This window comes from Candidatus Nitrotoga sp. 1052, from assembly GCF_927312905.1.
In the GTDB taxonomy this organism is placed as follows: Bacteria; Pseudomonadota; Gammaproteobacteria; order Burkholderiales; family Gallionellaceae; genus Nitrotoga.
Genome location: NZ_CAKMHQ010000014.1, coordinates 38,576 through 61,063, shown reverse-complemented (window position 1 = coordinate 61,063; position 22,488 = coordinate 38,576). Strand labels below are relative to the sequence as shown.

Below are 22,488 nucleotides of genomic sequence, written 5' to 3'. Positions count from 1 at the left end.
ACATGATGGGCGTGAGACTGGTTGTAGGTGCGTGCGAGCTGGCGACCACTTGAATGGTGATTGATAATTCGGTGCGACTTGTAAATCCGGAGAGTGTGGATACAGTGATGGCATCGCTAGAACGGCTCGTGGCGTACCTTGCCGAGGCGGCCGGCAAGAATAATGACCTTGGCTAAGAACATGGCCGTTATTACCGCGCATCAATTACAAGCGGGGTTCTGGTTGGTCAATTGCCTGTTGCGTTGCAGGCAATTGAGCGTTACGGTCAAAAGATGTCACTATGCATCAACGCAGCCTGATTATGCTACCTTCAGTGTGCTGAATGGAGCTGGCTTTACCCTTTTGCACCATGATTACTCGTTGCATCCGTCGAACAGCGTGATCGCTTTATCCACAGTTGTTGGTTCAAAAAACAGCGACCGGCTCTGGGACCGGCTCTGGGTCAATATTCAGTCTGCACAAACATGTAATTACCCGGCCTTGAGTTTCTTACGATTTGCCAAATAGTTGCATGACGCGCAGCACAGTGCCCAAGCTGGAGTGAATGATGTTTTCCAGTAGCGGAATGATGTGAGGCAGTAGCAGCATCACCGTTGCAAAACCGATTGCCAAAGTAACCGGGAAGCCGACCGCGAAGATATTAAGTTGTGGGGCGCTACGCGTTAGGATGCCAAGTGCCAAATTGGAAATTAACAGCGCTCCGATCACTGGCATGCTCAGTTGTAGTGCGTTAGAGAAAATGCTACCGCCCCATGAGGCCAGAGTATGCAGCGCAATTGCCGCAGGGATTGTGCTATTAACGGGAAAGGCGCGGAAGCTGTCTGCTAGCGCTTCCAGCATTATGAGATGTCCATTCATGCTGAGAAAAACGAGTGCGGCGAGGATGCCTAATAATTGCGCTATCACTGGCGTGTAGGACGAGTTCTGCGGGTCATAGAAAATAGCGAAACCTAGCCCCATTTGAATCCCGATAATATCCCCGGCCATTTCTATTGCGGTAAAAATCAAGCGCATGGTGAAACCTATTGCAATACCGGCTAAAAGTTGTTGAATAATAACTAAAAATCCAATAGCTGAAGCTGGGTCAATATTGGGCTGCACGGTCAAGGTAGGCGCAATAATTATGGTTAATAGTACGGACAAGCCGATCTTGATGCGCACCGGAGTTTGCTTGTTGCCCAGTATTGGTGCACTGGCGATCATGGCTAGGATGCGCACAAACGGAAAGACAAACAGTGCGAGCCACGATGATAACTGGGCGCTGGTGACGGTTATCATTGAGATTATTTAACTGATGAAATCGTAATTTAAAATCAATAAATGCAGAGCGTCATCTCTCCCCGCTTTAGGAGAGAGGATGGGCCCAGACTGACCATCTTGCCGTAGGAAGAAGAGGTGAAAGACATAATGATTTCAAGCCGGAATTGGAATAATGACGGGATCATGGCGTTGTGCGTTTGTCTAGAACTTCATTACCCAACCAACCAGGGAATGCTGCTGAACAGGCGCTGGATATAATCCAACATCATGCCCACCATCCACGGGCCGGTGATGATTAGCACACCGAACATGCCGATCAGTTTTGGAATAAATGACAGGGTCATTTCATTGATTTGGGTAGCGGCCTGGAAAATGCTGATCAGCAGCCCGATGATTAGAGCCGTCAGTAGTACCGGGGCCGATACCATCAGGGTCAGCTCCAGTGCTTGGCGACCAAGTGTCATTACGCTTTCGGGGGTCATCGTTGTTTGGCCTCAGGTATAAAAACTATGCACTAGCGACCCGATCAGCAGATTCCAGCCATCTGCCAGCACGAATAGCATGATCTTGAATGGCAATGAAATCATCGCTGGCGATACCATCATCATACCCATAGACATCAGAATGCTGGCCACCACCATGTCGATGATAAGGAATGGGATAAATATTACGAAACCAATCTGGAAGGCGGTTTTTAGTTCGCTGATGACATAGGCTGGCACCAGGATTTTTAGGGGTACCTGGTCCGCGCTTTGCAGTGGCTCGCTATTGGAAATTTGAACGAAAAGGGCAAGATCCTTTTCACGCGTTTGTCGCAGCATAAATGCCTTGAGCGGTACGCTGCCGGTATCGAATGCTTGTGCCAGCGTAAGTTTGTTCTCGCTGAATGGCAGGTAGGCGTCAGTATAAATTTTATCCAGCACCGGCGACATAACGAAGAAAGTGAGAAACAAGGCTAGTCCGACCAGTACCTGATTGGGCGGAGAGGAGGGCGTGCCGAGAGCGGAGCGTAACAGCGACAGTACGATAATAATGCGGGTGAAACTGGTCATCAGCAGCATTACGGCCGGTAAAAAACTTAACGAGGTGAGCAGAAGTAGAGTTTGCAAGCTAAGCGAGTAGGTCTGCCCACCACCTGCTGTGGCGGTGCTTGTAAAAGCAGGTAGGCCAGGATCGGCCGCAAATGCTGCGGGGATCAGGCCAAGTAGCAGAGTTGCCACTAGAAACGAACTACGGCGCATTACGCTTTTCCATCATATGTTTCAGCCAATCCTGGAATTTTCCATTTGTACTTGTAGTCATACTCATTTGTGTTTCGCGTAACTCGGCTTTGGGCATGCTGTGCAAGGCGCGTACCTGTCCGGGAGCAACGCCTACCACTAGCCAGGTGTCATTGATTTCCACCAGCACGATGCGTTCACGTTGGCCTACCGCCACTGTAGCTTGCACTTTAAGCAGGTTACCTGCGGCATGTTGAGGCAGATTGATGCGTTTTAATATCCATGCAACTAGTACTACTGCTGCCAATACCAGTAGTAAGCTGAAAATGACCTGCAGTATGCTTCCGGATGACATTGCTGCAGGTGGTGGAGGGGTGTATGCAGGGCGTGTATTTTGCGCTGTTGCGAGCAGTGGCGTGTATAAGCTGGCAATGAGGCAGAGACGCGCGCAGATGAAATTTGGTTTGGTAAACCAGTTGCCGGAAATTTTCATTTCAACGGCTGAGGCGGCGTAAACGCTCAGATGGGGTGATAACGTCGGTGAGGCGGATACCGATCTTTTCGTTCACTACGACAACTTCGCCTTGCGCGATCAGAAAGCCGTTGATCATTACATCGAGCGGTTCTCCTGCCTGGCCGGTCAGTTCCACAACTGATCCTTGCGCCAGTTGTAGCAGATTTTTGATGGGCATCTTGGTGCGGCCAAGCTCAACCGTTAGTTGAACCGGGATGTCCATGATCATATCGAGATCGTTGTGCACGGCTGTGCCAGTCGCGCTGGCGAATTGCGCGAATGCATGCGGTTGAGCAGCAGGTTGGGATGGCGTGCTGGTAGCCTGTTCAGCCATTGCTGCACCCCAGTCATCGGCTTGGGATGGTGTGCTGGTAGCCTGTTCAGCCATTGCTGCACCCCAGTCATCGGCGCTAATTTCATCTGTATTTTCGTCAGTCATCATCGTCTCCATTAGCCAAATCGCCACTTGTGTTGCCCAATATTTTTTCCACTTTAAGGGCATACTGGTTGTTGAAAATGCCGTACTTGCATTTCATTACGGGCACTTCATCCACTAGCGCCGTGATGCTGTCTGCAATTTCTAACGGGATAAAATCGCCGTTGCGCATTCCCAGTACCTGTTCAAATTTAATTTGAGCGTGACCGAGAACTGCAGTCAATTCAATTTCTGCGGACTGGATCTGTTTGGACAGCGTGCGCAGCCAGCGCTTGTCTACAACCATATGGTCGCCCTGCATGGTGCTATAGAGCAGCTCGCGGATTGGCTCTATCATGGAATAGGGTAATAACACATGAAATGCACCGCCTACGCCGCCGAATTCAATGTCGAAAGTGGTGGTTACAACTACTTCGTTCGGCGTGGCAATATTGGCGAACTGAGGGTTCAATTCCGAACGTACAAACTCAAATTTCAACGCATATACCGCTTGCCAAGCTTTGTTATAAGACTCGAATACGGCAGCCAGTAGTTGCTGGATGATGCGCTGCTCGGTCTGGGTGAATTCGCGTCCCTCGACCCGGGTGTGAAAGCGCCCATCACCACCAAACATGTTGTCGACTACCAAAAAAACCAGGTTGGGATCGAAGATAAACAGAGCATTGCCACGTAAAGGTTTGGCTTGCACGATGTTGATGTTGGCAGGTATAGGCAGATTGCGAAGGAATTCACTGAATTTCTGCACGCGTATGGGTCCCACTGAAATTTCCGCAGTGCGCCTAATCAAGTTGAATAAAGTAATTCTGAACAGACGCGCAAAACGTTCATTGAGGATTTCCATCGTGGGCATGCGCCCACGCACGATACGTTCCTGCGTACCCATGTTATATGAGCGCACAGTGCCTGCTGGTTCGATTGGCGCAGCTACCTCATCCGGCTCCCCGGTTACTCCTTTGAGCAGCGAGTCAACTTCGTCCTGAGAGAGAAAATCGCTCATAATCTTACTGGATGATAAAAGAGGTAAACAGAACGTCCACGATGCTGCTCTCCTTTTCGCCGTTGGGCTTGGCGGATTCCTCTGTTGAATCTGATGTCACGGATGATTCTTCGGAACTTGTGGCGTCTACTGAACTAGCTGCTTTCACTGAACTAGCTGCTTCCACGCTGGATACAACACCGGATTTGGCACTTGCATCAGCAATCGAATTGAGGAGGGTGGGTGCAGTGCGCAGGCCAAGCACGATCTCGGTTTCAGCAATAATTTCATTGACGAGCTTTTTTTTGCCTTTGGACGCAGTCAGTTCTGAAGGGTATTTACCGGACAGCAATACCAACAGGCGGCTGCGAATTTCAGGCAGATTTTGCTTAATTTTTTCTTCCAGCTCTGGCTGAACGATTTTTAGTGTGATGCCGATTTGTAAAAATTGGTCAGCTGTCTCGCGTTGCAGGTTAACCGTAAAAGGCTCCAATGCAATAAATTTTGGCTGTTCGGATAATTTTGAAATCTTTTTGGCGCTTTTGCCATTGTGATTTTCGCCCTTGGTAAAATACCATCCTGCGCCGCCTGCAATCCCTAAAATCAAGACGCTACTCATAATGATTAGCAACATTTTTTTGTTTTTAAATTTTGACTTGACTTCAGTTGGCACGGGATCCGACTCTTCTTTTTTTTCTATTGGTTTTGCCATTGCTGCTCCTTATTTTCTGAGTTGAATTATCAGAGAAATTTAATCGGTGTGATTAATGGAATAAGGCAGAGAATCACCCCCAACTTGACATTTAGTAATGATCTGGTTTGGTAGCGCGGTTATCTTTTCTGTTGAGAGGGGCAATACCGTAACTATTTCTAACTTCCCAAAATTTGGACTGGCATAATTACTGTATTTATTGCGATGTCCATCAGGCAAACGTATCCACTAATCCCTGATGGTGACGCCCGGACCTGACTTGGGTGCCGCCGATGACGATAGCTTGATCCATTTTTGCTTGCCAGCCTTCCCTCTTTTGCTGCTGGTCAGTCTGTTTAGTTTGTTGTTCTCTGGGAGATTGGTCGCTTACTGTGGCATTCCCCAGCATAATTCCGTTATCGGCCAGCATTTCACGAAGCTTAGGCAGTGCCTGTTCAATCGCATCGCGTACAACGGCATGCGGTGAAGTGAAGAGCGCAGTAGCTTGGTCACCGTTAACTTTTATTAATACATCAAGCGGGCCGAGTTGCGGCGGATTCAGGTGCAGCTCTGCACTTTGTCCGTGCTGAGTAGCCACCCAAGTGATTTTCTGGCTAAAATCATCAGCCCATGCGTTATTTGTCACTGGCATGTCTATGGAAAGTGATATCGGTGAATGCAGATTCGCGGCACTTAACACTTGGGCTTGTAACGCAACGAGAGCCGTTGCATTAGACGGTGGCGCGTTGAGCTGCGTGGAGGATTCAGGTGTGAGTTTTGAATCTTCCAATAATGTCATGCTTTTGCTGCTATGACCGGTATTCAAGATTTCCAGTGCAGTGGCAGGGGTGTCGTACTCCAAGGACGCTTTTGCAATGGCGGGCGCATCGTACCCCAAGGACACTTTACTTGTAGTGATAGATTGTGCTCGATTGTGTGAGTCAGCTTCTGGTTGAGTAGGCTGCGTGCGGCTCATTGATATTTGCGTGGCAATGTTAGGCGGCAACAATGCTGCCAGCATATCGCTGGGTAATGCGCTGACACTATCCGGTGTGGGTACTTGCAGTTCGATAGGCTGCTCATTGCTGACAGTTAAGGTAAGAATGTTATCTGTGGCGGCAGTTATAGGCAGGCCGGTGTCGGAAGTATTGGTTTCGCCAAGCTGGACACTATCAGCGAGTTGACGCGCCAGCACGTTGCCGAAAAGCTCTGTCTGCGCTGTGCTGTTGTCCACTACTGTGGGCGTATATGCCGACACGGCAGGTGAGGTCACTGGGATGACTGTGTTTTGCATGATGTCTCCTGAGGTTAGATTTCGTCTTGTGCGGCCCTTGCCTTGAGTGCAGAGTGGCGTCCTGTGTGTTCGTCCTGTTGTCGCTGTTCTAATTTGTCTTCCAGTTTCTTTTCGCTTTCTAGATGACGCTGTGCCAGCGTATCGAAGGATTTCATGTTGCGCTGCGTATTTGCCAGTTCGTTGCGACCAGCTTGCATCAAGTGGTGCATTTGTTCAATGGCATTTAGTTGTTGTGCAACTGCTTCGTCCAGACGGCGGATGAAATCTTGAAAATTGCGCAAGCTAGTTTGATCAATGCCGTTTCTTACTGCTTGCTGCAAGCGCGTCTGGTAGTCTTCGCGATATTGTTCCAAGGTATGCAGCTTGGTTTGTGCGGCCTGCTGTTGCTGGATTAGCTGGCCGAATTTTCGGGTGGCATCATCATTTTTCTGATGTGCTAAATGTACTAATGGTTGCATGGAAAATATTTTGGCCATGATTTAGCTGCCTCAGTGTAAATTCTCAAATAGATGGCTAAAGGCGGTGACGCCACTTGAGTAGGATTCACGCTCGAACATGCCTTGCTTGAGGAAACTTTCCATATATGGATAGAGTGCAAGCCCTTCGTCCAATAGCGGATCGCTGCCGCTGACATATGCGCCAACACTGATTAAATCGTGGTTGCGTTGGTAATGTGCATACAAGTGTTTGAAGCGGTGTACCAGTGTGAAGTGCTGTTCTGAAACAAGGCTGCTCATAGCGCGGCTAATGGAGGCCTCGATGTCTATGGCCGGATAATGACCTTGTTCAGCCAAGCGGCGCGACAACACGATGTGGCCATCCAAAATGGCACGTGCGCTATCAGCGATGGGGTCTTGTTGGTCGTCGCCTTCAGTTAGTACAGTATAAAACGCGGTGATTGAGCCGCCACCTTCCGTGCCGTTACCGGCACGCTCCACCAACTGAGGCAGCTTGGCGAATACCGACGGCGGGTAGCCCTTGGTGGCGGGCGGTTCGCCAATCGCCAGTGCAATTTCACGCTGCGCCATGGCATAACGGGTGAGCGAATCCATAATCAGCAATACATGCTTGCCCTGACCACGAAAATATTCGGCGATCGTTGTGGCATAGGCGGCACCTTGCAAGCGCATCAGTGGGCTGGTGTCGGCGGGGGCTGCGACTACAACTGAACGCGCCATGCCTTCTGGCCCCAGAATATTAGTAATGAATTCCTTCACCTCGCGCCCGCGCTCGCCGATTAATCCCACCACGATTACATCGGCGCTGGTGTACCTTGCCATCATGCCGAGCAACACGCTTTTCCCTACTCCACTGCCAGCGAAGAGTCCCATGCGTTGGCCGCGTCCGACAGTGAGCAGATTATTAATAGCTCGCACGCCAACATCCAGCACGTCCTTGATCGGTGCGCGGTTCAGTGGATTGATGGGACGGCTTTGCGAGGGTGCGGTTGTTGCTGCCACTAGCGGCCCGAACTGATCCAGTGGACGACCAGCTCCATCCAGCACTCGGCCCAGCAACTTGTCACCTACCGGCAGGTGGCGTGTGTGATCAGTCGCACGCCGCCGGAATGTACGCTGTTTACTTCCCAGCAGTGGTGTACTCACCGGTTCTAGCGGCACTACCCGCGCGCCGGGTATCAGGCCATGCACATCGTTTTCCGGCATGAGAAATATTTTTTCCCCAGAGAATCCGACAACTTCCGCTTCGACTCGATTGTTGGGTAATTCGATAACACAAGTGCTGCCAACCGCCATCTTCAAACCGACGGCTTCCATTACTAGCCCGGTGACCTTGGTCAAGCGGCCACTGATTAACAAAAGTTTGCTCTGTGCGATTAATTCCTGGTTGTCTTGCAGGCAGGCTTGCCAATGCTGGGCATGGTCGCCCATGGGAGCCAGAATGGCTGAGGGGATTTGGGTAGGGGAGGTCATGATTCCAGCCATGCGTTGTCTTGTCCGATAGAGGCGACGACTCGTTGCCAGCGTTTGGGCAAAGTAGCGTCAATCTGGCTATGTGCTGTTTCCACACGGCAACCCCCGCGTTCAATTTGGTTATCCTCGAAAATTTTCCAACCGGTATGGTGCAGCTGCTCACCCATGCTTGTGCGCAGTAGTTTTGCATCGTCAGAATGCAATACAAGATGGGCATTTTGATTGAAATACGGCAGTTCATTAATAGCTGCGCGTACCACGCTTAGCAGCAGCTCGGGCTTGATTTTGAGTGCTTGTTGAAGCATCTGTTTAGCAATTTCTAATGCCAGGTTCAGCAAGTCCTGTGCGATCTGCTGATCCACTTGCTGCAATTCTTTGTTCAGTGATTCCAGCATCTTTGCCATGCGCTGCGCTTCAGTGCCGGCCTGTTTTTTGCCCTCGGCATAACCAGCCTGATAGCCTTCTTCATGCGCCTGTATATGGATATGTTCAAGCTGGGCTGCAGTGGGCAAGTCGATCGTGGGCGTTGTACCCGCCTTCTTAACCATATCGAAGGCGGGCAGCTCCCAGCGCTGATAGGCGGTGAGTTGTTCCTTGGGGGTGACAGCGTCAGACATAGGATTCTTCTCCCCCTTTTCCACCTAGAGCGATCTGCCCTTCGTCCGCAAGGCGGTGTACTATCCTGAGGATTTCTTTTTGTTCCGCTTCTACTTCACTGACCTTGACTGGACCTTTTCCACTCAAATCTTCGCGCAGCATTTCGCCAGCACGTTGGGACATATTTTTGAATATTTTTTCACGTAGTTCTTCGCTCGCGCCTTTAAGTGCAACAATTAAAGATTCGGACTGGACCTCACGCAGAATGAGCTGAATACCGCGGTCATCCACTTCCAGCAGGTTTTCAAAGACGAACATTTCATCAAGAATTTTTTGCGCCAAGTCGGCGTCATGACTGCGGACAATTTCAATGACGACACCTTCCTGCACGCTGCCCATGAAGTTGAGGATTTTAGCTGCGGTGCGAACGCCGCCCTTGATGCGCTTCTTGTTGACCGCGTTGCCAGTCAACAGCTTGGTTAATACATCGTTCAGTTCACGTAATGCGGTGGGCTGTACCCCATCCAGTGTGGCAATGCGCAATAGTACGTCGCTGCGCGTACGTTCGGTCAATAAACCCAGGATGCTGGCAGCCATATCCGGTTCGAGATGCACGAGGATGGCGGCTATGATCTGCGGGTGTTCATTGCAGACCAGTTCGGCGACCGATGCCGGATCCATCCACTTCAGACTTTCAATACCGCTAGTGTCGCTATTGTGCAAGATGCGATCGAGCAAGCCGGCCGCCTTGTCGTCGCCCAGCGCCTTGGTCAGCATGCTGCGGATATAATCGCTGGCGTCCATGCCGATGGTTGTTTTTTGTGAGGCAATCTCGTGAAATTCATCGAAAACATTGCTAACCTGTTCGCGTGTCAGGTTCTTGAGCGATATCATCGCTGAACTGATCTTCTGCACTTCCCTGGGTTCGAGATATTTAAGCACCTCTGCTGCCTCGCTCTCGCCGAGTGTCATCAGCAGAATCGCGCTTTTAGTAATTCCTGCATCACTCATTACTATTCACCCATTCCTGAACTACTGATGCCACGATCTTTGGATCTTGTCCCGCTATTTTTTTTGCGATCTCTAAATTATTTTCATAGGAGTTATTTGCCTGCTGTACTGCGTATTGCGCTGCGCTACGTTCCTGAGCCGCAGCTTGCGGGACATTATTAGTTTTGCTCGCCACTGCTGCTGCAGACGTGGCGGAAAAATTTCTAAAAGCTGGGCGAATGACACCGAACAGCAGGTACAGCCCAATGCCTGCGATCAATAGATATTTCAGTAAGTCCTTCGCCAACGCGATCATTTCTGGCTGTTTCCAGAAGGGTTCTTCTGGAGTTATAGTTTCTTTTTCAACATTGAAGGCGCTGTTCAGAACGTTCAGACTGTCACCGCGGCTGACGTTGAAGCCCATGGCGTCTTTCACCAGTGCGGTGATTTGCTCCTTCTCGCTATCGTTAAGCGGTTTGGAGCTTTTCTTTCCATTTTTGTCGGTAACGGTGCGATTGTTTAGTACCACTGCAACTGACAAGCGCTTAATGCTGCCTACAGGCAATTTTGTGTGGCGGATGGTGCGATCCACTTCATAATTGACGGTGGACTCCTTGAGAGAGCTCGTCACACCACCAGTTGCAACTGCCACTGCGCTGGACGGGGCGACGATGGGTGCGGTGGCAGGGACTGGCGGCTGATTCGATAACGCACCTGGTACTCCAGACGCATTTTGGCCGCCGGCATTCGTCGAAGCCATGGTTTGCTGACTGCGCAAAGTGGATTCTTTTGGATCTTGGTTGGGTTTGTAACTTTCGGCAGTCTGCTCGGTTTGCGCGAAATCGACGTCTGCCGTAACTTGCGCTCGTACATTGTTAGCGCCGATCAATGGCGCGATGATGGCTTCAATACGATTGATATAGGCCTGTTCAATTTGCCGCACGTAACTTATTTGAGTAGCGTCCATCTGCCCATTACTGCCCTCTTTGGCAGAGCTTAGCAACGCGCCGCTTTGGTCTACCACGGTAACATTTTTGGCGGGCATATTTGGTACGCTGCTGGAAATCAGGTGCACGATGCCGCTTATCTGGCTGCCATCCAAAGTGCGGCCAGGATGCAGTGTCAACACCACGGAGGCGCCCGGTTGCTGCTGCTCTTTCACAAATACCGTCGGCTTGGGTATGGCCAGATGCACGCGTGCGCTTTGCACCGAAGCCAGCGTTTGTACCGACCGCGCTAATTCACCTTCCAAAGCACGTTGGTAATTCATCTGTTCGAGAAATTGGCTGGTGCCGAACTTTTGATTTTCCATCAATTCGAACCCGACCAAGCTACCTTTGGGCAGGCCCTGTGAAGCCATGCGCAGGCGCACCTCATGCACCTGGTCGGCGGGGACCAGCAGGGCACCGCCGCCTTCAGCGAATTTATAAGGCACGTTCATTTGTTGCAGCGATTCGATGATAGCCCCGCCATCGCGATCGGAAAGATTGCCATACAACACGCGGTAATCAGGAGTTTTACCCCACATCCACATGCCGAAGAGCAGCGCGGCCATGGCCGCAGCGGCGACCAATAGACCTATGCTTTGCTTGCTGTTGAACCCTGCCAGCGATTGCATCAACGTAGGGGTTAGATTTTGCTCTGCCATTTTATTCGCCGAATTTTTTGCTTAATCGATTATGGAACAAAAGGTGAAATATCATTAGTTGTGCAAGCACTTAAGGTAACAAAGTGGTGTGCAAGTGCTCGCTGTAAATATTTGAATTATTAATTTAGTAACACGCATGCCATGCATTATCACCAGACGCTTCAGACGCGGTACTGTGAAAAGCGGGAAGATCCTCCTGCTTTTCTGGCGCTAAAATTTTGAGAGTGGGTGATAAGGTGCATGTTCAAATAGTAGAGGTGAATCATGAATGTCTCTGGAGTGGATAGTTTGCTGTCTGAAATGCGCGCTGCAATGGCCGTCGCGCAAGGCGGGGCTGCACCGAAAGCCGCCGCGATTACAACGACAGATTTCGCCAGTGTGCTGAAATCTTCACTGGATGGTGTAGCTCAGGCGCAGAACCACGCCGAAACCATGCAAAAGGAATTTGTACTGGGTAATGATAAGGTTAGCTTGAGCGACGTAATGATAGATATGCAAAAGGCGAACATTTCCTTCCAGGCTACTGTGCAGGTTCGCAACAAGGTGATCGCTGCCTATAACGATATTATGAACATGCAGGTGTAGCACTTAAAGAGCGCAGCATGAGTTTGATCTGATCGGTGCAGCTTGAGTATTTGTAAGAGCGATATGCGGCCATCCAGTAAAATTCCATCATGCAATTTTGGTGCGAGGGTATATCTTGCAGCAACTTGGTAACTCAGAAATTTATTATTGTTCAGTTTTCTAAGCAACGAAGCTGCATGAAAATGGTTCATGAAAGTACGCGCTATTTATAGCCGCTGTGTCAGATTTTCGCTTTGCAGTTGGGTAAGATAGCGTTGTAGCAGGATGGCCATCGTGCCATTCAAGTGGATGAATTCGCAGCCTGCACGTTTCCTGATCTCGCCATTGTGCATGGTAATTATAAAAATATTTTTTACTAGAATCGTAGTAGTCAGCATGCCAATATTCGGCAGATGAATATTGCAGACTGAATAAACCTTCCCCGGCCGAAATTCGGTGTCGTGCTCTTGGCATTCCAATGCCAAGCCTCCGCCACTTATATCCATGATGGTTGGACAGTTCTTGAGAATTGGCGCGCCCGGCTTGGCTGGAATGACACAAGTGAGAGGTTTTTTTACGGGGACGAGCAAGCGGAAATAATCGCGTCGCTGTAAGTGCAACAGGCTATTGGGCATCGGCAAACAAAATGCTTTTTTATTTTTGAACGAAGTGTACTCGATGCGGTGTGCTATGAACTGCACTTTCACCTGTAGGTGCGAACTGACGAAGATTAATTTATGGCTCGGCAGAATGCGCCGATTGTCTGTCTCCCTGGGGCTTACATCCAGCCACACATTTTGCTCGTCTACTCCAAGCAGCGTGGTTAGGATAAAATCATTTCCATCGTCGTAGTACAGTGCCGCGAGCGAGCTTGCCCTCGCAATGCCGCGCAGGATGGACTGAATTTCCTTATTCGAGTGTATGCGGAATTCACTATCCTCACCATCGGAAAGCAGCTCAATTTTTAACGGAATTTCTTTTTCTTTGGCCATGCTGCACCTAATTAAAAATCAAAATCAACACATCGCTTAATTCTACAGGGACGTTTTTTTCGGTAATGCTTAAATAAACGGTAGTTTTTTTATGCTCCAAATAGAATAGTCAAATGAAGAGTTTTGCTACGGCCAAGGTAGAGTCGCGGCAATAGGTATTGATTCAGTTCCACTTGAATCACCTGAACCACCACGTTTCTCGATTTACGGACATATACATTTTCAATCAGGTTTTAAATTGGCGGGAATTTCCCCATGTTCCAAGCGGTATAGCCAGGCTAGTAGTTCCGCCACAGCTAAATAAAGCTGCGGTGGAATGTGCTGATCCAGCTCAACCTGCATCAGTAATCCCACCAGATCCTCCGATTCATGCACAAACACACCGTGTTCTTTGGCGCGTTTTATTATTGCCTGCGCGATCAAGCCCCGCCCCTGTGCCACAACTCTAGGAGCTGATTCGTGACCTTGATAAGCTAGTGCGACAGCCATTTGGCGTTTATTGGGTGGGTTCATGTTGAGTGACTAGCGTACTGACAATTGGAATTCCACGGTCGGACATGGTGGCGACCAGTTGCGAACTGGCATTGCCTAGTGCAGTACGTGTTGCCGTGGTACTTGCATTCAGAGTTAGGCTCAGGCCCGCACTATTGAAACTTAACGTGGCGGAGACTCTGCCCAGATTGGGCAGATCAAGATGGATTTGTGTGGTCCATTTCTGCTGGTCTTCAGTAGCAGGAGTTTGTGAAGTTTGTTCGTGAATTTCCCATTGCATGGCCTGGTTTGGCCAGATGTTGCCTTGCCATAGCACCTGCCGTGTTTCAAGTGCATTGATTTGCTGCTGTACAAGTGGTTGCAGGTGGTCAGGAATAATTGGCATTTTTCCTTCCGTTGAAGCTGCCGTATCCAGTTGACTTGCAGGGGAAATATTGCCGCTTGGTATAGATGATGCTTCCATGTTTGTTGAAGGATTTGCTCTTGTGGAATTCTGTGGTTCTTGCAGAAGTTGTGAAGTGCTACGCGCACCCTCCAGCCATTGAGCCTGGTGTGATTCGTAGAACAGACCGCTGTTACCCAAAGCCTCGTGTAACAGTCCGGCCAATTGCACGCTTTGCATGTTCTGCGGCGTTGTCCATAGCGGTGTGCTTTGCATGGCGCGCATATCGGATTTTTCGCGCGGTTGCTGTGACAGGGAAGACAGCAGTCGTGCAACCGAACTTAATTGCTCATCTGTGGATAACGGGTTGGTCGAAGCGGACATGCTGAAGGTCAGGCGGGGAGTCGTGGCGATGACTTGCAGCTTGATTGTGTCGCCAGTGCGGATAAAAGCAGGAAGTGGCATTTGGGTAAGCTGCTCGCCAATACGCACATTGAACAAACCGGGGGATACCTGGGTTTGCACAATGCCCTGAATTTTTTGTCCCGGCTCAAGCTGCCCCGTTTTGGGCGTAGCGTCAGTTGTAGCAGCAGGAAGTGTTTTTTGCGCTAATGCAAGTACCTTGAGTGTGTTCAGGAGTTTGACAGGCAGCATGTGCATTTGGCATGTTATGCAGAGTGCTGCAGCATTACGCCAGGTTCCTGAAGTACAGTCATGTTCGCGCGCACTCTAAATTGTTAATATTCGCTGGAGTAGGTTTGCTGCAAACGGCGCTCTTGCCCCGTGCTATGCATAATGCGTTGTAATTGAGCCACCCACGGTTCAGTATGGTTACGGATTTCAGCATCGTCTGCAAGAATTTTACGGATCAATTCCATTTTACGCAATCGTGTGTTCTCGTCAGGAGGGATACCTACATCTTGAGTTTTCATGATTTCTACATGCCGGCTACACTCTTTTTCCAATTCCACTAACTGATCCCACTGGCCGTGTGTGGCGGCCACGCGCATCTGGGCAGTGATGGATGAAAGAAATTCATAATTTTCAATGACTGGATCCATGGTTTACATCCTTTAATCTTGGTTTGTCGATCGCGGTACTGTGTCGCTGACCGTTTCGATTTGTCTTATGTTGTAGGTACAATCAAGCGTCGCTATTCAGCATATCGAGTAGAGTTTCGATAGCTGTGGCTTGGTTCCAAGCATTTTTTCATCTTCATTCCATAATATGTAAGAGGGAGGAAGTAAGCGAGTAGGCACTTGTTCACTACTTATACACTTCCATAAGCTGACATTGCATGTCTGCCGATTGCTGACTGTAGCGGCGTGGTTATTGTTGTTTGGGCGATGAGTACTTGCGACTTAACAGTAGGGATAGCCTGTTGGCGGACGATGGCGGGGGTAGTGGGCAAGGTAGATGGGACTACCGAACGTATGCTTTCCCACGCCCCTTTTAGTTCGGCCAGCAATTGGCTTACTTCGTCCAGGATGTCGGTGTCGCTTTTCAGATTGGCAATCAACAGGCGCTGGTTCATGTAGTCATACAGGGAGGAGAGATTCAGCGCCAGCTCGCCACCGGCGTTCTTGTCGAGGCAGGCTTTCAGCCCTTCGTCAATAATCGTGATGGCCTTGGAAATGGATGCGCCCTTTGCGGCGGTTTCCTCGCGCAAAATTTGGTTCTTGGCCGATATTATCGCCAGTAATGCACCTTGATATAGCATCAAAATGAGCTTGTGCGGGTCAGCGGCATTCACGCCTGATTCGATATCAACTTTATTGTAGGCCTTGATTGCAGTAGTGGTGTTCATGGTAATTCTCCCAAGTTATAGTTTGGCGATTTGTGCAAGTTGTTGGGTTAAATAATTGCTGGTTTGATTCATGCTGCTCAGCAGCATATCCAGCGATGAAAATTGGGCGCGATAGCGCTTTTCGATGCCTAGTAAACGGGTTTCCATTGCAGTGCGGCGGCTGCCTACGTCCTTGATGGAGGTGTTAATTCCATCAGTGCGACTGGCGAGCGCGCCGTCGGTTGTCAATACTGAGCTTGCCCATTTGTCGAGTGAGAATGCATAGCCATTCGAAAAATTCAAGCTTCCACGGTTGCCTAATGCGCCGCCGTTAATGGTGATATTCAAACCTTGCGAGTCGCTCAATATCTGGCCGGAACCGATGCCGATTGCCCCACCGATGGATCCTGCAACGTCAACTCCAGCGGTTTGCGTGGGAATCGCGCCGAGCAAGTCACTCACACCAGCCCCGCCGACAGCAACGCTGGAGGTGGAGCCATAGCTGGACGAGGTTACTGATAACACACCGCTACTTTGCGTAACCGCAACCGTAATACCCGAACTGCTAAATGTGCCAGCACCATTTATTTTGGCTTGCAATTCGGCAGCCAATGTTTGAGCTGTGTAAACTCCCACATTCAACGTCACTGAAGTGCTGACACCATTGACGGTCAAGTCCAGTGCTTTATTTGCATTTGTGATGGTGGTGTTGGCCGCAGCATTTCCAACGGTATTGCCTTGAGTGGCAATTTGGGCCACATTTACTGCATAGCTACCGGCCTTGGTGTTGCTGGTTACGGAGTTATAACTGACCAAACTATCCGTTCCCTTGCCGACAGCGGTAAATAAACTGGCAATGTCGCTGACATTATTGGCTATTGCGCTATTGAGCTTGTTGTTGTCCAGCCCGAGGGAGCCATCCTTTTGGAAAGAAATGCCTATCTGGGATAGCGTAGTCAGCGCGCCGGAAGCCCCCGCAACTGGTGATCCAAGCGCGTTTCGCAACTGCGATTGCAGTGAACGCACGGTGCTATCGCCCTGCAAAATCGCCGCTTGTTTGGTTGAAGGGTTGTAAGCAGAAATATCTTTTAATGTTTTGGCAAGGTCGTTGTAAGCTTTCACAAAGCCCGAGACCGAGTTGCTTACAGAGGCATTGTCATGAGCTACGGTCAAAGTTGTCGGTGACGTGGTGATTTTTTTCAGATTGAGCGTAACTCCCTGTATCACATCGGAGACAGAGTTTGAGGTCTTGCTGACTGATACGCCATTCACCTTGAAGTCGGCATTTTTTGCGGTGACAGTCTCGGACAGATTTTGCGTAGCCGCAGGATCGTGCGCCAGCAGGTTACTCACGCTTGCATCGCCGCTTACGGAAATTTTCAGGCTATTGCTCACGCCATTGCTGTCCGATGACAGCGCAAGGCGGTAAGGTGCAGAGCCGCCATCGTTGATGATGGTCGCCGTTACTCCCATCTTGGCAGCGTTGATGGCATCGCGTATGCCTTGCAGAGAATTATTGCTGCTGTCTATGGTGATGCTCTTGGTGCCATTGCCGTTTGAGCCGAACGAGGTAACACCGGTATATTTTTGGGTTACCGGATCCAGCGTCCCGCCGTTAATGGTGCCAAAATCGAAAGTGACCGTAGTCGCAGTACCATCGCCGATGGCAGCAGAGCTACTGGCTTGCCCAGTGGCGACAAGTTTTTGCGCCTGGGCCAGGCTGGTCACTTCCAAAGAATAAGTGCCCGCCACCGCGATACTACTGGCAGTAGCGGACAAAATGGTGTCATCAGAAGGAATGGCATCGAGATTGGTAAACTTGCTCGCGCTGCTCAAACTCTGCATTGCAGTTTGAAAGCCGGCCACTGCCCCTTTTATGCTGCCGTAGGCGGAAAGCCTGGTTTGGTAGCCCGCTTCCTTGACGTTGAGTTTGTTAATTGGTTGCCGCTCGACCGTCATCAACTGACTTACAATGCTATTGACGTCCAGATTGGTTGACGAGGTAGCTGATGTGGCTGCGGTTGCCATGATTTGTCTCTCCTTAGGCCTTTTGTTTCAGCAATACGCCCTGCTGAAACTGGTCTATTGCGCTGGAAATAGCCAACATTTCTTCCGTGGGATATTGACGAATCAAATCACCGGTGTCTGTCTCTATCAGTTTGACTATAGGCTTTTGAGTGCCAGTGTCCACACTGAACTCCAAATTCTTGTTTGACTGCTTCAGTACCTTGTTGATGTTGTCTGCAGCATTTCGCAATTGAGAAGAAGAGGCTTGTTCTTCGGCAATCTGCACTGCTGCTACCTGGGGTAATTCAAGTGACACGCCAAGCTTGACTGCACTATCAGAAGATGGGGCTGAAACGACAATAGGCTTGCCATCGTTGGCGAGCCCGTTGCTTGAAATTTTGCCAGACGGTGAAGCCTGAGCCATGTTGCTAGTACTCTGGATAAGCATTTTGCCTCTCCTTTCCTGTTAAAGGCCCGGCCGAATTTCTTCAGCCGGGATTAATCACCTAACTTATTATCTCAACAGAGACAATACGTTGTTTGGCAACTGATTGGCTTGTGCCAGCATTGCCGTACCCGCTTGTTGCAGGATCTGGTTGCGGGTCAGTTGCGCAGTCTCTGCCGCAAAATCCGCATCTAAAATCCGGCTGCGCGCAGAAGAGAGATTCTCTGACGATGCAGACAGACTGGATACCACGCTTGAAAAGCGGTTTTGCAAGGCACCCATGCTGCCGCGTATCGTGCTGACCTGACTTAGCGCACCGTCAATCAGCGAAATCGCATTATTTGCACCTGCAAGCGTCGAAATATCCACAGTGTTAATTGCAGTCAGACCAACATTTGCTCCACTCAAGCCCGCAGCAGCGGGAGATGTTCCGCCAATGCTGAACGTGTTGGCAGAGTTAAGTGTCAATGTTCCCTTGGTGCTGCTGCTGGCATAGACCCCACTCACGCCCGCCGTATCAACGCTGGCCACTGCACCAGCGGTGCCGAGGGTTACCGGTTCCGTCGGTGCTGCCACGACACCAGCGGTGCCGTACAAAGTGTTGGTCACGGTAACCGCACCAGCGGTTCTGGAGGTGAACCCCACCGTGCCATTGCCCGCAGCCTGCTGGGCGGAGACGGCTGCAGCAAGGTTGGTGGCCGTCAGAATATCGTCATCGGTGCTAGCAGTGCCGCCAGTACCCAGTTTTACCTGGATGTTGCCTGCGGTAGCCACAGCGGTCGCATTGTGCCGCGTGAATTCGTAAGTAAGGCCACCGACTTTCAAGGTGTCGCCAATTGCAACCCCTCCACCTGCTGTACCTTGAGCCCATGCGCCCGCATTGGCGGTTGCCGCTGCAGAAGCCAAGCCGTCGGAATATGCAGTCGACTTCACATTGCTTTTTGCCGTCAGAATAGCGTCTGTTGTCGCGCCAGTAATAGTGAAGGCGTCCGTTACCGTGCTGTTCAAGGCAAGTGCGGCTCTGACATTGGCTCCTTGGGTATTCGCTACACCGCTGATTTGAATGTTGGTAGCACTGTTGGCTCCCGCGCTATAGGTGAAAGTAACACCGGCCACAGTCAATGTGTCGGCGGCAGTGGATGTGGCAGTTGAAGTATGGGTGACTACTTGGCGGGCACCTGCGGCAACGGTGATGACGCTGTTGCCAAATGTTTTCGCGACACTCGCTAATTCCAACCCGGTGGCATTTTCCACCCGGGTAGCACCGTCAGCCGTTGTGGCTGCATTGGTGGTAATGTCAATAGTTTTGCCGGTGTTGGAAGTGAGTGTCAGCGCACCAGTACCGCCGTTGGCTGCTGCTGTCACGCCGGTTTGGGTCGATACAGCATTGATTGCGGCAGCGACGTTGCTGCCTTGTGTCGCAACGTTGCTGGAGCCTGCAACCGCACCAATGCTCACGCCATTAATGACCAAGTCGCCGGATTGCAGCGATTGGTTGCGTAGCAAAGGATTGGATACAGAGCTGGTTACTACAGTGGAGGCTGAAGAGGACACGCCGGTTTGGTTAGTTACACCGTTGATGGCAGCAGAAATCGCTTCGGCTGAACCTGAAGTTGAGCTACCCACATCAATGCCGTTGAGCGTCAATTGACCCGCTGTGAGTGCAGTGCCGCTTACCGCCGAAATACTGTTGCTGGCGACCTGATAAGAGCCAAGCGCTGACGTTTGAGAATTTCCCGTACTGGCAGTAATAGTTTGATTGGCGTTCGCGCCGACCTGGAACTGGGCTGCAGTGAACGTGCCATCAAGTATGTTCTGACCGTTAAATTGGGAAGTGGTCGCTACACGCTGTATTTCCGCAAGTAATTGTGTAACTTCAGCGTTAAGCGAAGTACGGTCAGATGCAGAATTAGTCGAATTGGCAGATTGAATGGCCAGTTCGCGGATACGTTGCAGGTTGTTGCCAACCTCTGACAATCCACCTTCAGCGGTTTGTGCCAAAGAGACGCCGTCGTTGGCATTACGCGAAGCTTGATTGAGGCCGCGAATTTGTGATGTCATCCGTTCAGTAATCGCCATACCAGCTGCATCGTCTTTGGCGCTGTTGATGCGCAGGCCAGAAGATAAACGTTGCAAAGAGGTTTGCAATGCGCTTTGTGAAGAGTTCAAGTTGCGTTGTGCATTCAGGGATGCAACGTTGGTATTAATAACTGCAGGCATATTAATTCTCCTTTAACTGGTTTTTTTTACGGCGTGATTGCCGTTTACTTTGGTTTGCCTTGTTTTACCAGGCTAATCAACCGTAGTTAGTTCAGTTAACGGAATGAGTGGAAAAAACTTTAGTGCCCACTTGATTTTTTGTATGATGCGTAGAATGCTTTATAACAATTGGCCTCGGTCTTTCCGCGAATAGAGTAATTCAGATGCATGAAATTACGCCAGATTCCCGCCTTAGTGGGAAGGCTGAACGCACTATTCGATGGTGGACTTCATATAATAAGTACACGCCTGCCAACCTGAATCACACTTCCTTGTCAATCGGCCGCGAATACACGATTCTTACCAGCCCGCTTGGCTTTGTACATGGCTCCGTCTGCACGCCCGATTGTTGATTCAGGATCTTCGCCGCTAGTATGTAGCGCGACCCCGGCGCTAAAGGTTATCAGCTGTCGATTATTGTTATGCAGGAAAAGATTTTTGGTGAGCTCGCGCTGCAGGCGTATTACGGTCGTCATTGCCTCTTCCAGGCTGGTATCTATCAGGATAATCAGGAATTCTTCACCGCCATAACGTGCTACTTCATCGGTCGGGCGCAGGGCATTTTTAATTACCTGGATTAAATGCACTAGTGCCTGGTCACCGGTCTGATGGCCCAAGGTATCGTTAAGTTGCTTGAAGTTATCAATGTCGAGCAGCACAATGCTGACAGGCGTCTGCTGTCGGTCAGCGCGTTTTATTTCGCGATCCAGCACATCATCGAGGCCGCGCCGGTTGAGTGCTCCAGTAAGTTGGTCTTCGCGTACTAATTCGCTTACTTGTTCCAGTTCTTGCTCCAGTTGCTTGACACGTTCTTCGGCAATGTGCGCTTGTTGTCGTGTGCTGACCAGCTCTTCGTGTGAGCGCATTGAGCTAGCCTGGATAATGCGCGTATCTTGCATGATGTCAGACAGGATGTGGCTTAACTCAGTGAGGTTATCGGCCTGCCCGATTTTCAGGCTGTAAGCTTCAATTTTAGTGTGATATGCACCAGTACTGTCGGTCATTTCACTCAGGCGATCGATGAAGCTGGTCATCAGGCTTTTAAGAGTGGTCTTGGCATCGATCATGTTTTGTCTTAGCAAACTTTGCTTGATGATCGTGCTGCGCAGGTTGCGTTCTGCATTGGCGATTGTGTGTTTACTGATGGGATGCTCGATGATTTCTTGCAGGTTAAGAATCTGGTCGTGCAGCCACTTGTCTTCGGTTACCAGTTCGCCGACGTTTTCTACCAACAGGCGTAACAGGCGCATCAATCCTTCCTGGATGTTAAAATTGTCGCCGCTGCGTAATTCCAGCTTGACCCAGAATTGGCGCAGTTGCTTACTCAGCTTAGTGGCCTGACCATAATTGCTGATGGCGCGTGCTTGTTGCGCCAATGTCTGAATTTCACTTGTCAGCTCAGGTTCTTTGCTGAGTGTGCTTTCCAGAGTTTGCGCCAGCTGCTCGCGCAGCTGTTCTACCAGTTTAATATCTATTGTGGTATCAATGGCTATGTCAGGAATGCCAGTAATGTTTACTGAGGCAGGGGATATGATATTTTTCGCTGCTTCTGATTCCAGTTTTGCCGGGATTGGTTCATCAGGATTGGGCGTAGTTGTATTTCCCCAAGAATCTATTAACCCCTGCAATTTTGAGAATAAAATATTAGAGTCATCGTTGAATTTGTTCAGTACGGTTCCCACGCCTTGTTTTTTGCGCGTAATAGTGATGCCCTTATGCGAAGTTTCCAGTTGTGTGAGCAGGTTACGGATTAGGTTCGGCCATGCTAGTTTCAATTTGCCGTCGGTTGATTCCTGAAGAGGTTGCGCCTCCAATGCCAAAATTTGGTCCGCACTATTGGCATCTGGTTTGCCGCTAATTTCCTGATACAGGCGCGCATAGTTATCCGGTGTTGGAGCGATCTTGCGTGCGGCCAAGGTGCTCAGGGTTTTTTTCGCGATTTCAGAAGAGGTGATGTCATTAATCATAATTTTATTTAAAAATTAAATAGACGAAAAAATTTCT

The 22,488-nt window shown here is 50.0% G+C and carries 25 protein-coding genes; 3 read left to right on the top strand and 22 right to left on the bottom strand.

Annotated features, from left to right (window positions below; genetic code table 11):
• The first annotated feature begins 53 nt into the window (after window positions 1-53).
• On the top strand, window positions 54-176 hold the full coding sequence (locus MJ768_RS15110; RefSeq protein WP_256449818.1) for a hypothetical protein: 123 nt from the start codon (window positions 54-56) through the stop codon (window positions 174-176).
• Window positions 163-507, top strand: a complete 345-nt coding sequence (locus tag MJ768_RS02805) for a hypothetical protein (RefSeq protein WP_239287831.1) — start codon at window positions 163-165, stop codon at window positions 505-507. Before MJ768_RS15110 ends, MJ768_RS02805 begins: the two co-directional genes overlap by 14 nt.
• Here MJ768_RS02805 and fliR read toward each other — a convergent pair.
• The 13 genes from fliR to fliF form a co-directional block, all read right to left on the bottom strand.
• Window positions 490-1,278, bottom strand: coding sequence for a flagellar biosynthetic protein FliR (fliR, locus tag MJ768_RS02800; protein WP_239287830.1), 789 nt, complete (start codon window positions 1,276-1,278; stop codon window positions 490-492). The two genes, MJ768_RS02805 and fliR, sit on opposite strands and share 18 nt — an antisense overlap.
• 194 nt (window positions 1,279-1,472) lie before the next feature.
• On the bottom strand, window positions 1,473-1,742 hold the full coding sequence (fliQ, locus tag MJ768_RS02795) for a flagellar biosynthesis protein FliQ (protein ID WP_239287829.1): 270 nt from the start codon (window positions 1,740-1,742) through the stop codon (window positions 1,473-1,475).
• A 12-nt stretch (window positions 1,743-1,754) separates the two neighbouring features.
• A complete protein-coding gene (gene fliP / locus MJ768_RS02790; RefSeq protein WP_239287827.1) occupies window positions 1,755-2,501 on the bottom strand; it encodes a flagellar type III secretion system pore protein FliP in 747 nt (248 codons plus the stop codon).
• The gene (gene fliO, locus MJ768_RS02785; RefSeq protein ID WP_239287826.1) at window positions 2,491-2,973 is read right to left on the bottom strand and encodes a flagellar biosynthetic protein FliO; all 483 of its coding nucleotides are present in this window, start codon (window positions 2,971-2,973) and stop codon (window positions 2,491-2,493) included. Before fliO ends, fliP begins: the two co-directional genes overlap by 11 nt.
• A 1-nt stretch (window position 2,974) precedes the next feature.
• Window positions 2,975-3,436: a flagellar motor switch protein FliN gene (gene fliN / locus MJ768_RS02780; protein ID WP_445082962.1), complete on the bottom strand. Its 462-nt coding sequence runs from the start codon at window positions 3,434-3,436 to the stop codon at window positions 2,975-2,977.
• Window positions 3,426-4,427, bottom strand: coding sequence for a flagellar motor switch protein FliM (gene fliM, locus MJ768_RS02775; protein ID WP_239287825.1), 1,002 nt, complete (start codon window positions 4,425-4,427; stop codon window positions 3,426-3,428). Before fliM ends, fliN begins: the two co-directional genes overlap by 11 nt.
• A gap of 4 nt (window positions 4,428-4,431) precedes the next feature.
• Complete coding sequence (locus MJ768_RS02770) at window positions 4,432-5,118, bottom strand: flagellar basal body-associated FliL family protein (protein WP_239287824.1); 687 nt, start codon at window positions 5,116-5,118, stop codon at window positions 4,432-4,434.
• Between the two features lie 211 nt (window positions 5,119-5,329).
• Window positions 5,330-6,391 carry a flagellar hook-length control protein FliK gene (locus MJ768_RS02765; RefSeq protein WP_239287823.1) on the bottom strand — a complete coding sequence of 354 codons (1,062 nt, stop codon included), beginning with the start codon at window positions 6,389-6,391 and terminating at the stop codon, window positions 5,330-5,332.
• A gap of 14 nt (window positions 6,392-6,405) precedes the next feature.
• Window positions 6,406-6,867 carry a flagellar export protein FliJ gene (gene fliJ, locus MJ768_RS02760; RefSeq protein WP_239287822.1) on the bottom strand — a complete coding sequence of 154 codons (462 nt, stop codon included), beginning with the start codon at window positions 6,865-6,867 and terminating at the stop codon, window positions 6,406-6,408.
• Between the two features lie 12 nt (window positions 6,868-6,879).
• Window positions 6,880-8,322: a flagellar protein export ATPase FliI gene (gene fliI / locus MJ768_RS02755; RefSeq protein ID WP_445082961.1), complete on the bottom strand. Its 1,443-nt coding sequence runs from the start codon at window positions 8,320-8,322 to the stop codon at window positions 6,880-6,882.
• Window positions 8,319-8,939, bottom strand: coding sequence for a flagellar assembly protein FliH (locus MJ768_RS02750; RefSeq protein WP_239287821.1), 621 nt, complete (start codon window positions 8,937-8,939; stop codon window positions 8,319-8,321). Before MJ768_RS02750 ends, fliI begins: the two co-directional genes overlap by 4 nt.
• Window positions 8,932-9,930, bottom strand: a complete 999-nt coding sequence (gene fliG / locus MJ768_RS02745) for a flagellar motor switch protein FliG (protein ID WP_239287820.1) — start codon at window positions 9,928-9,930, stop codon at window positions 8,932-8,934. Before fliG ends, MJ768_RS02750 begins: the two co-directional genes overlap by 8 nt.
• Window positions 9,923-11,557, bottom strand: coding sequence for a flagellar basal-body MS-ring/collar protein FliF (gene fliF / locus MJ768_RS02740; RefSeq protein WP_239287819.1), 1,635 nt, complete (start codon window positions 11,555-11,557; stop codon window positions 9,923-9,925). The genes fliG and fliF overlap by 8 nt, the downstream gene beginning before the upstream one ends.
• 264 nt (window positions 11,558-11,821) lie before the next feature.
• Here fliF and fliE point away from each other — a divergent pair, with 264 nt between their 5' ends.
• Complete coding sequence (gene fliE / locus MJ768_RS02735) at window positions 11,822-12,142, top strand: flagellar hook-basal body complex protein FliE (RefSeq protein ID WP_445082960.1); 321 nt, start codon at window positions 11,822-11,824, stop codon at window positions 12,140-12,142.
• A 206-nt stretch (window positions 12,143-12,348) separates the two neighbouring features.
• Here fliE and MJ768_RS02730 read toward each other — a convergent pair whose 3' ends face one another.
• The 9 genes from MJ768_RS02730 to MJ768_RS02685 form a co-directional block, all read right to left on the bottom strand.
• Window positions 12,349-13,113, bottom strand: a complete 765-nt coding sequence (locus tag MJ768_RS02730) for a flagellar brake protein (protein ID WP_239287817.1) — start codon at window positions 13,111-13,113, stop codon at window positions 12,349-12,351.
• A gap of 222 nt (window positions 13,114-13,335) precedes the next feature.
• Window positions 13,336-13,626, bottom strand: coding sequence for an EscU/YscU/HrcU family type III secretion system export apparatus switch protein (locus MJ768_RS02725; protein WP_239287815.1), 291 nt, complete (start codon window positions 13,624-13,626; stop codon window positions 13,336-13,338).
• On the bottom strand, window positions 13,610-14,647 hold the full coding sequence (gene fliK / locus MJ768_RS02720; RefSeq protein WP_239287813.1) for a flagellar hook-length control protein FliK: 1,038 nt from the start codon (window positions 14,645-14,647) through the stop codon (window positions 13,610-13,612). The genes MJ768_RS02725 and fliK overlap by 17 nt, the downstream gene beginning before the upstream one ends.
• 77 nt (window positions 14,648-14,724) lie before the next feature.
• Complete coding sequence (locus MJ768_RS02715) at window positions 14,725-15,048, bottom strand: flagellar protein FliT (protein WP_239287811.1); 324 nt, start codon at window positions 15,046-15,048, stop codon at window positions 14,725-14,727.
• 209 nt (window positions 15,049-15,257) lie between these two features.
• Window positions 15,258-15,794 carry a flagellar export chaperone FliS gene (gene fliS / locus MJ768_RS02710; protein WP_320415718.1) on the bottom strand — a complete coding sequence of 179 codons (537 nt, stop codon included), beginning with the start codon at window positions 15,792-15,794 and terminating at the stop codon, window positions 15,258-15,260.
• Between the two features lie 15 nt (window positions 15,795-15,809).
• Window positions 15,810-17,801 carry a flagellar filament capping protein FliD gene (gene fliD / locus MJ768_RS02705; RefSeq protein ID WP_239287809.1) on the bottom strand — a complete coding sequence of 664 codons (1,992 nt, stop codon included), beginning with the start codon at window positions 17,799-17,801 and terminating at the stop codon, window positions 15,810-15,812.
• A gap of 13 nt (window positions 17,802-17,814) precedes the next feature.
• Window positions 17,815-18,228, bottom strand: coding sequence for a flagellar protein FlaG (locus MJ768_RS02700; RefSeq protein WP_239287807.1), 414 nt, complete (start codon window positions 18,226-18,228; stop codon window positions 17,815-17,817).
• A 66-nt stretch (window positions 18,229-18,294) separates the two neighbouring features.
• Window positions 18,295-20,445, bottom strand: a complete 2,151-nt coding sequence (locus tag MJ768_RS15230) for a flagellin N-terminal helical domain-containing protein (RefSeq protein ID WP_305855906.1) — start codon at window positions 20,443-20,445, stop codon at window positions 18,295-18,297.
• A gap of 314 nt (window positions 20,446-20,759) precedes the next feature.
• Window positions 20,760-22,451 carry a diguanylate cyclase gene (locus tag MJ768_RS02685; protein ID WP_239287805.1) on the bottom strand — a complete coding sequence of 564 codons (1,692 nt, stop codon included), beginning with the start codon at window positions 22,449-22,451 and terminating at the stop codon, window positions 20,760-20,762.
• Between the last annotated feature and the right edge of the window lie 37 nt (window positions 22,452-22,488).

Coding starts and splice junctions, on each gene's coding strand:
- fliD (WP_239287809.1), bottom strand. CDS start 17,801: ATGGCAACCGCAGCCACATCAGCTACCTCGTCAACCAATCTGGACGTC.
- fliN (WP_445082962.1), bottom strand. CDS start 3,436: ATGATGACTGACGAAAATACAGATGAAATTAGCGCCGATGACTGGGGT.
- MJ768_RS02770 (WP_239287824.1), bottom strand. CDS start 5,118: ATGGCAAAACCAATAGAAAAAAAAGAAGAGTCGGATCCCGTGCCAACT.
- fliK (WP_239287813.1), bottom strand. CDS start 14,647: ATGCACATGCTGCCTGTCAAACTCCTGAACACACTCAAGGTACTTGCA.
- MJ768_RS02805 (WP_239287831.1), top strand. CDS start 163: ATGACCTTGGCTAAGAACATGGCCGTTATTACCGCGCATCAATTACAA.
- MJ768_RS02750 (WP_239287821.1), bottom strand. CDS start 8,939: ATGTCTGACGCTGTCACCCCCAAGGAACAACTCACCGCCTATCAGCGC.
- fliS (WP_320415718.1), bottom strand. CDS start 15,794: ATGAACACCACTACTGCAATCAAGGCCTACAATAAAGTTGATATCGAA.
- fliQ (WP_239287829.1), bottom strand. CDS start 1,742: ATGACCCCCGAAAGCGTAATGACACTTGGTCGCCAAGCACTGGAGCTG.
- fliF (WP_239287819.1), bottom strand. CDS start 11,557: ATGGCAGAGCAAAATCTAACCCCTACGTTGATGCAATCGCTGGCAGGG.
- fliE (WP_445082960.1), top strand. CDS start 11,822: ATGAATGTCTCTGGAGTGGATAGTTTGCTGTCTGAAATGCGCGCTGCA.
- MJ768_RS02765 (WP_239287823.1), bottom strand. CDS start 6,391: ATGCAAAACACAGTCATCCCAGTGACCTCACCTGCCGTGTCGGCATAT.
- MJ768_RS02685 (WP_239287805.1), bottom strand. CDS start 22,451: ATGATTAATGACATCACCTCTTCTGAAATCGCGAAAAAAACCCTGAGC.
- fliJ (WP_239287822.1), bottom strand. CDS start 6,867: ATGGCCAAAATATTTTCCATGCAACCATTAGTACATTTAGCACATCAG.
- MJ768_RS02700 (WP_239287807.1), bottom strand. CDS start 18,228: ATGCTTATCCAGAGTACTAGCAACATGGCTCAGGCTTCACCGTCTGGC.
- fliR (WP_239287830.1), bottom strand. CDS start 1,278: ATGATAACCGTCACCAGCGCCCAGTTATCATCGTGGCTCGCACTGTTT.
- MJ768_RS02715 (WP_239287811.1), bottom strand. CDS start 15,048: ATGGATCCAGTCATTGAAAATTATGAATTTCTTTCATCCATCACTGCC.
- fliG (WP_239287820.1), bottom strand. CDS start 9,930: ATGAGTGATGCAGGAATTACTAAAAGCGCGATTCTGCTGATGACACTC.
- fliP (WP_239287827.1), bottom strand. CDS start 2,501: ATGCGCCGTAGTTCGTTTCTAGTGGCAACTCTGCTACTTGGCCTGATC.
- MJ768_RS15110 (WP_256449818.1), top strand. CDS start 54: ATGGTGATTGATAATTCGGTGCGACTTGTAAATCCGGAGAGTGTGGAT.
- fliM (WP_239287825.1), bottom strand. CDS start 4,427: ATGAGCGATTTTCTCTCTCAGGACGAAGTTGACTCGCTGCTCAAAGGA.
- MJ768_RS02725 (WP_239287815.1), bottom strand. CDS start 13,626: ATGAACCCACCCAATAAACGCCAAATGGCTGTCGCACTAGCTTATCAA.
- MJ768_RS15230 (WP_305855906.1), bottom strand. CDS start 20,445: ATGCCTGCAGTTATTAATACCAACGTTGCATCCCTGAATGCACAACGC.
- fliI (WP_445082961.1), bottom strand. CDS start 8,322: ATGACCTCCCCTACCCAAATCCCCTCAGCCATTCTGGCTCCCATGGGC.
- MJ768_RS02730 (WP_239287817.1), bottom strand. CDS start 13,113: ATGGCCAAAGAAAAAGAAATTCCGTTAAAAATTGAGCTGCTTTCCGAT.
- fliO (WP_239287826.1), bottom strand. CDS start 2,973: ATGAAAATTTCCGGCAACTGGTTTACCAAACCAAATTTCATCTGCGCG.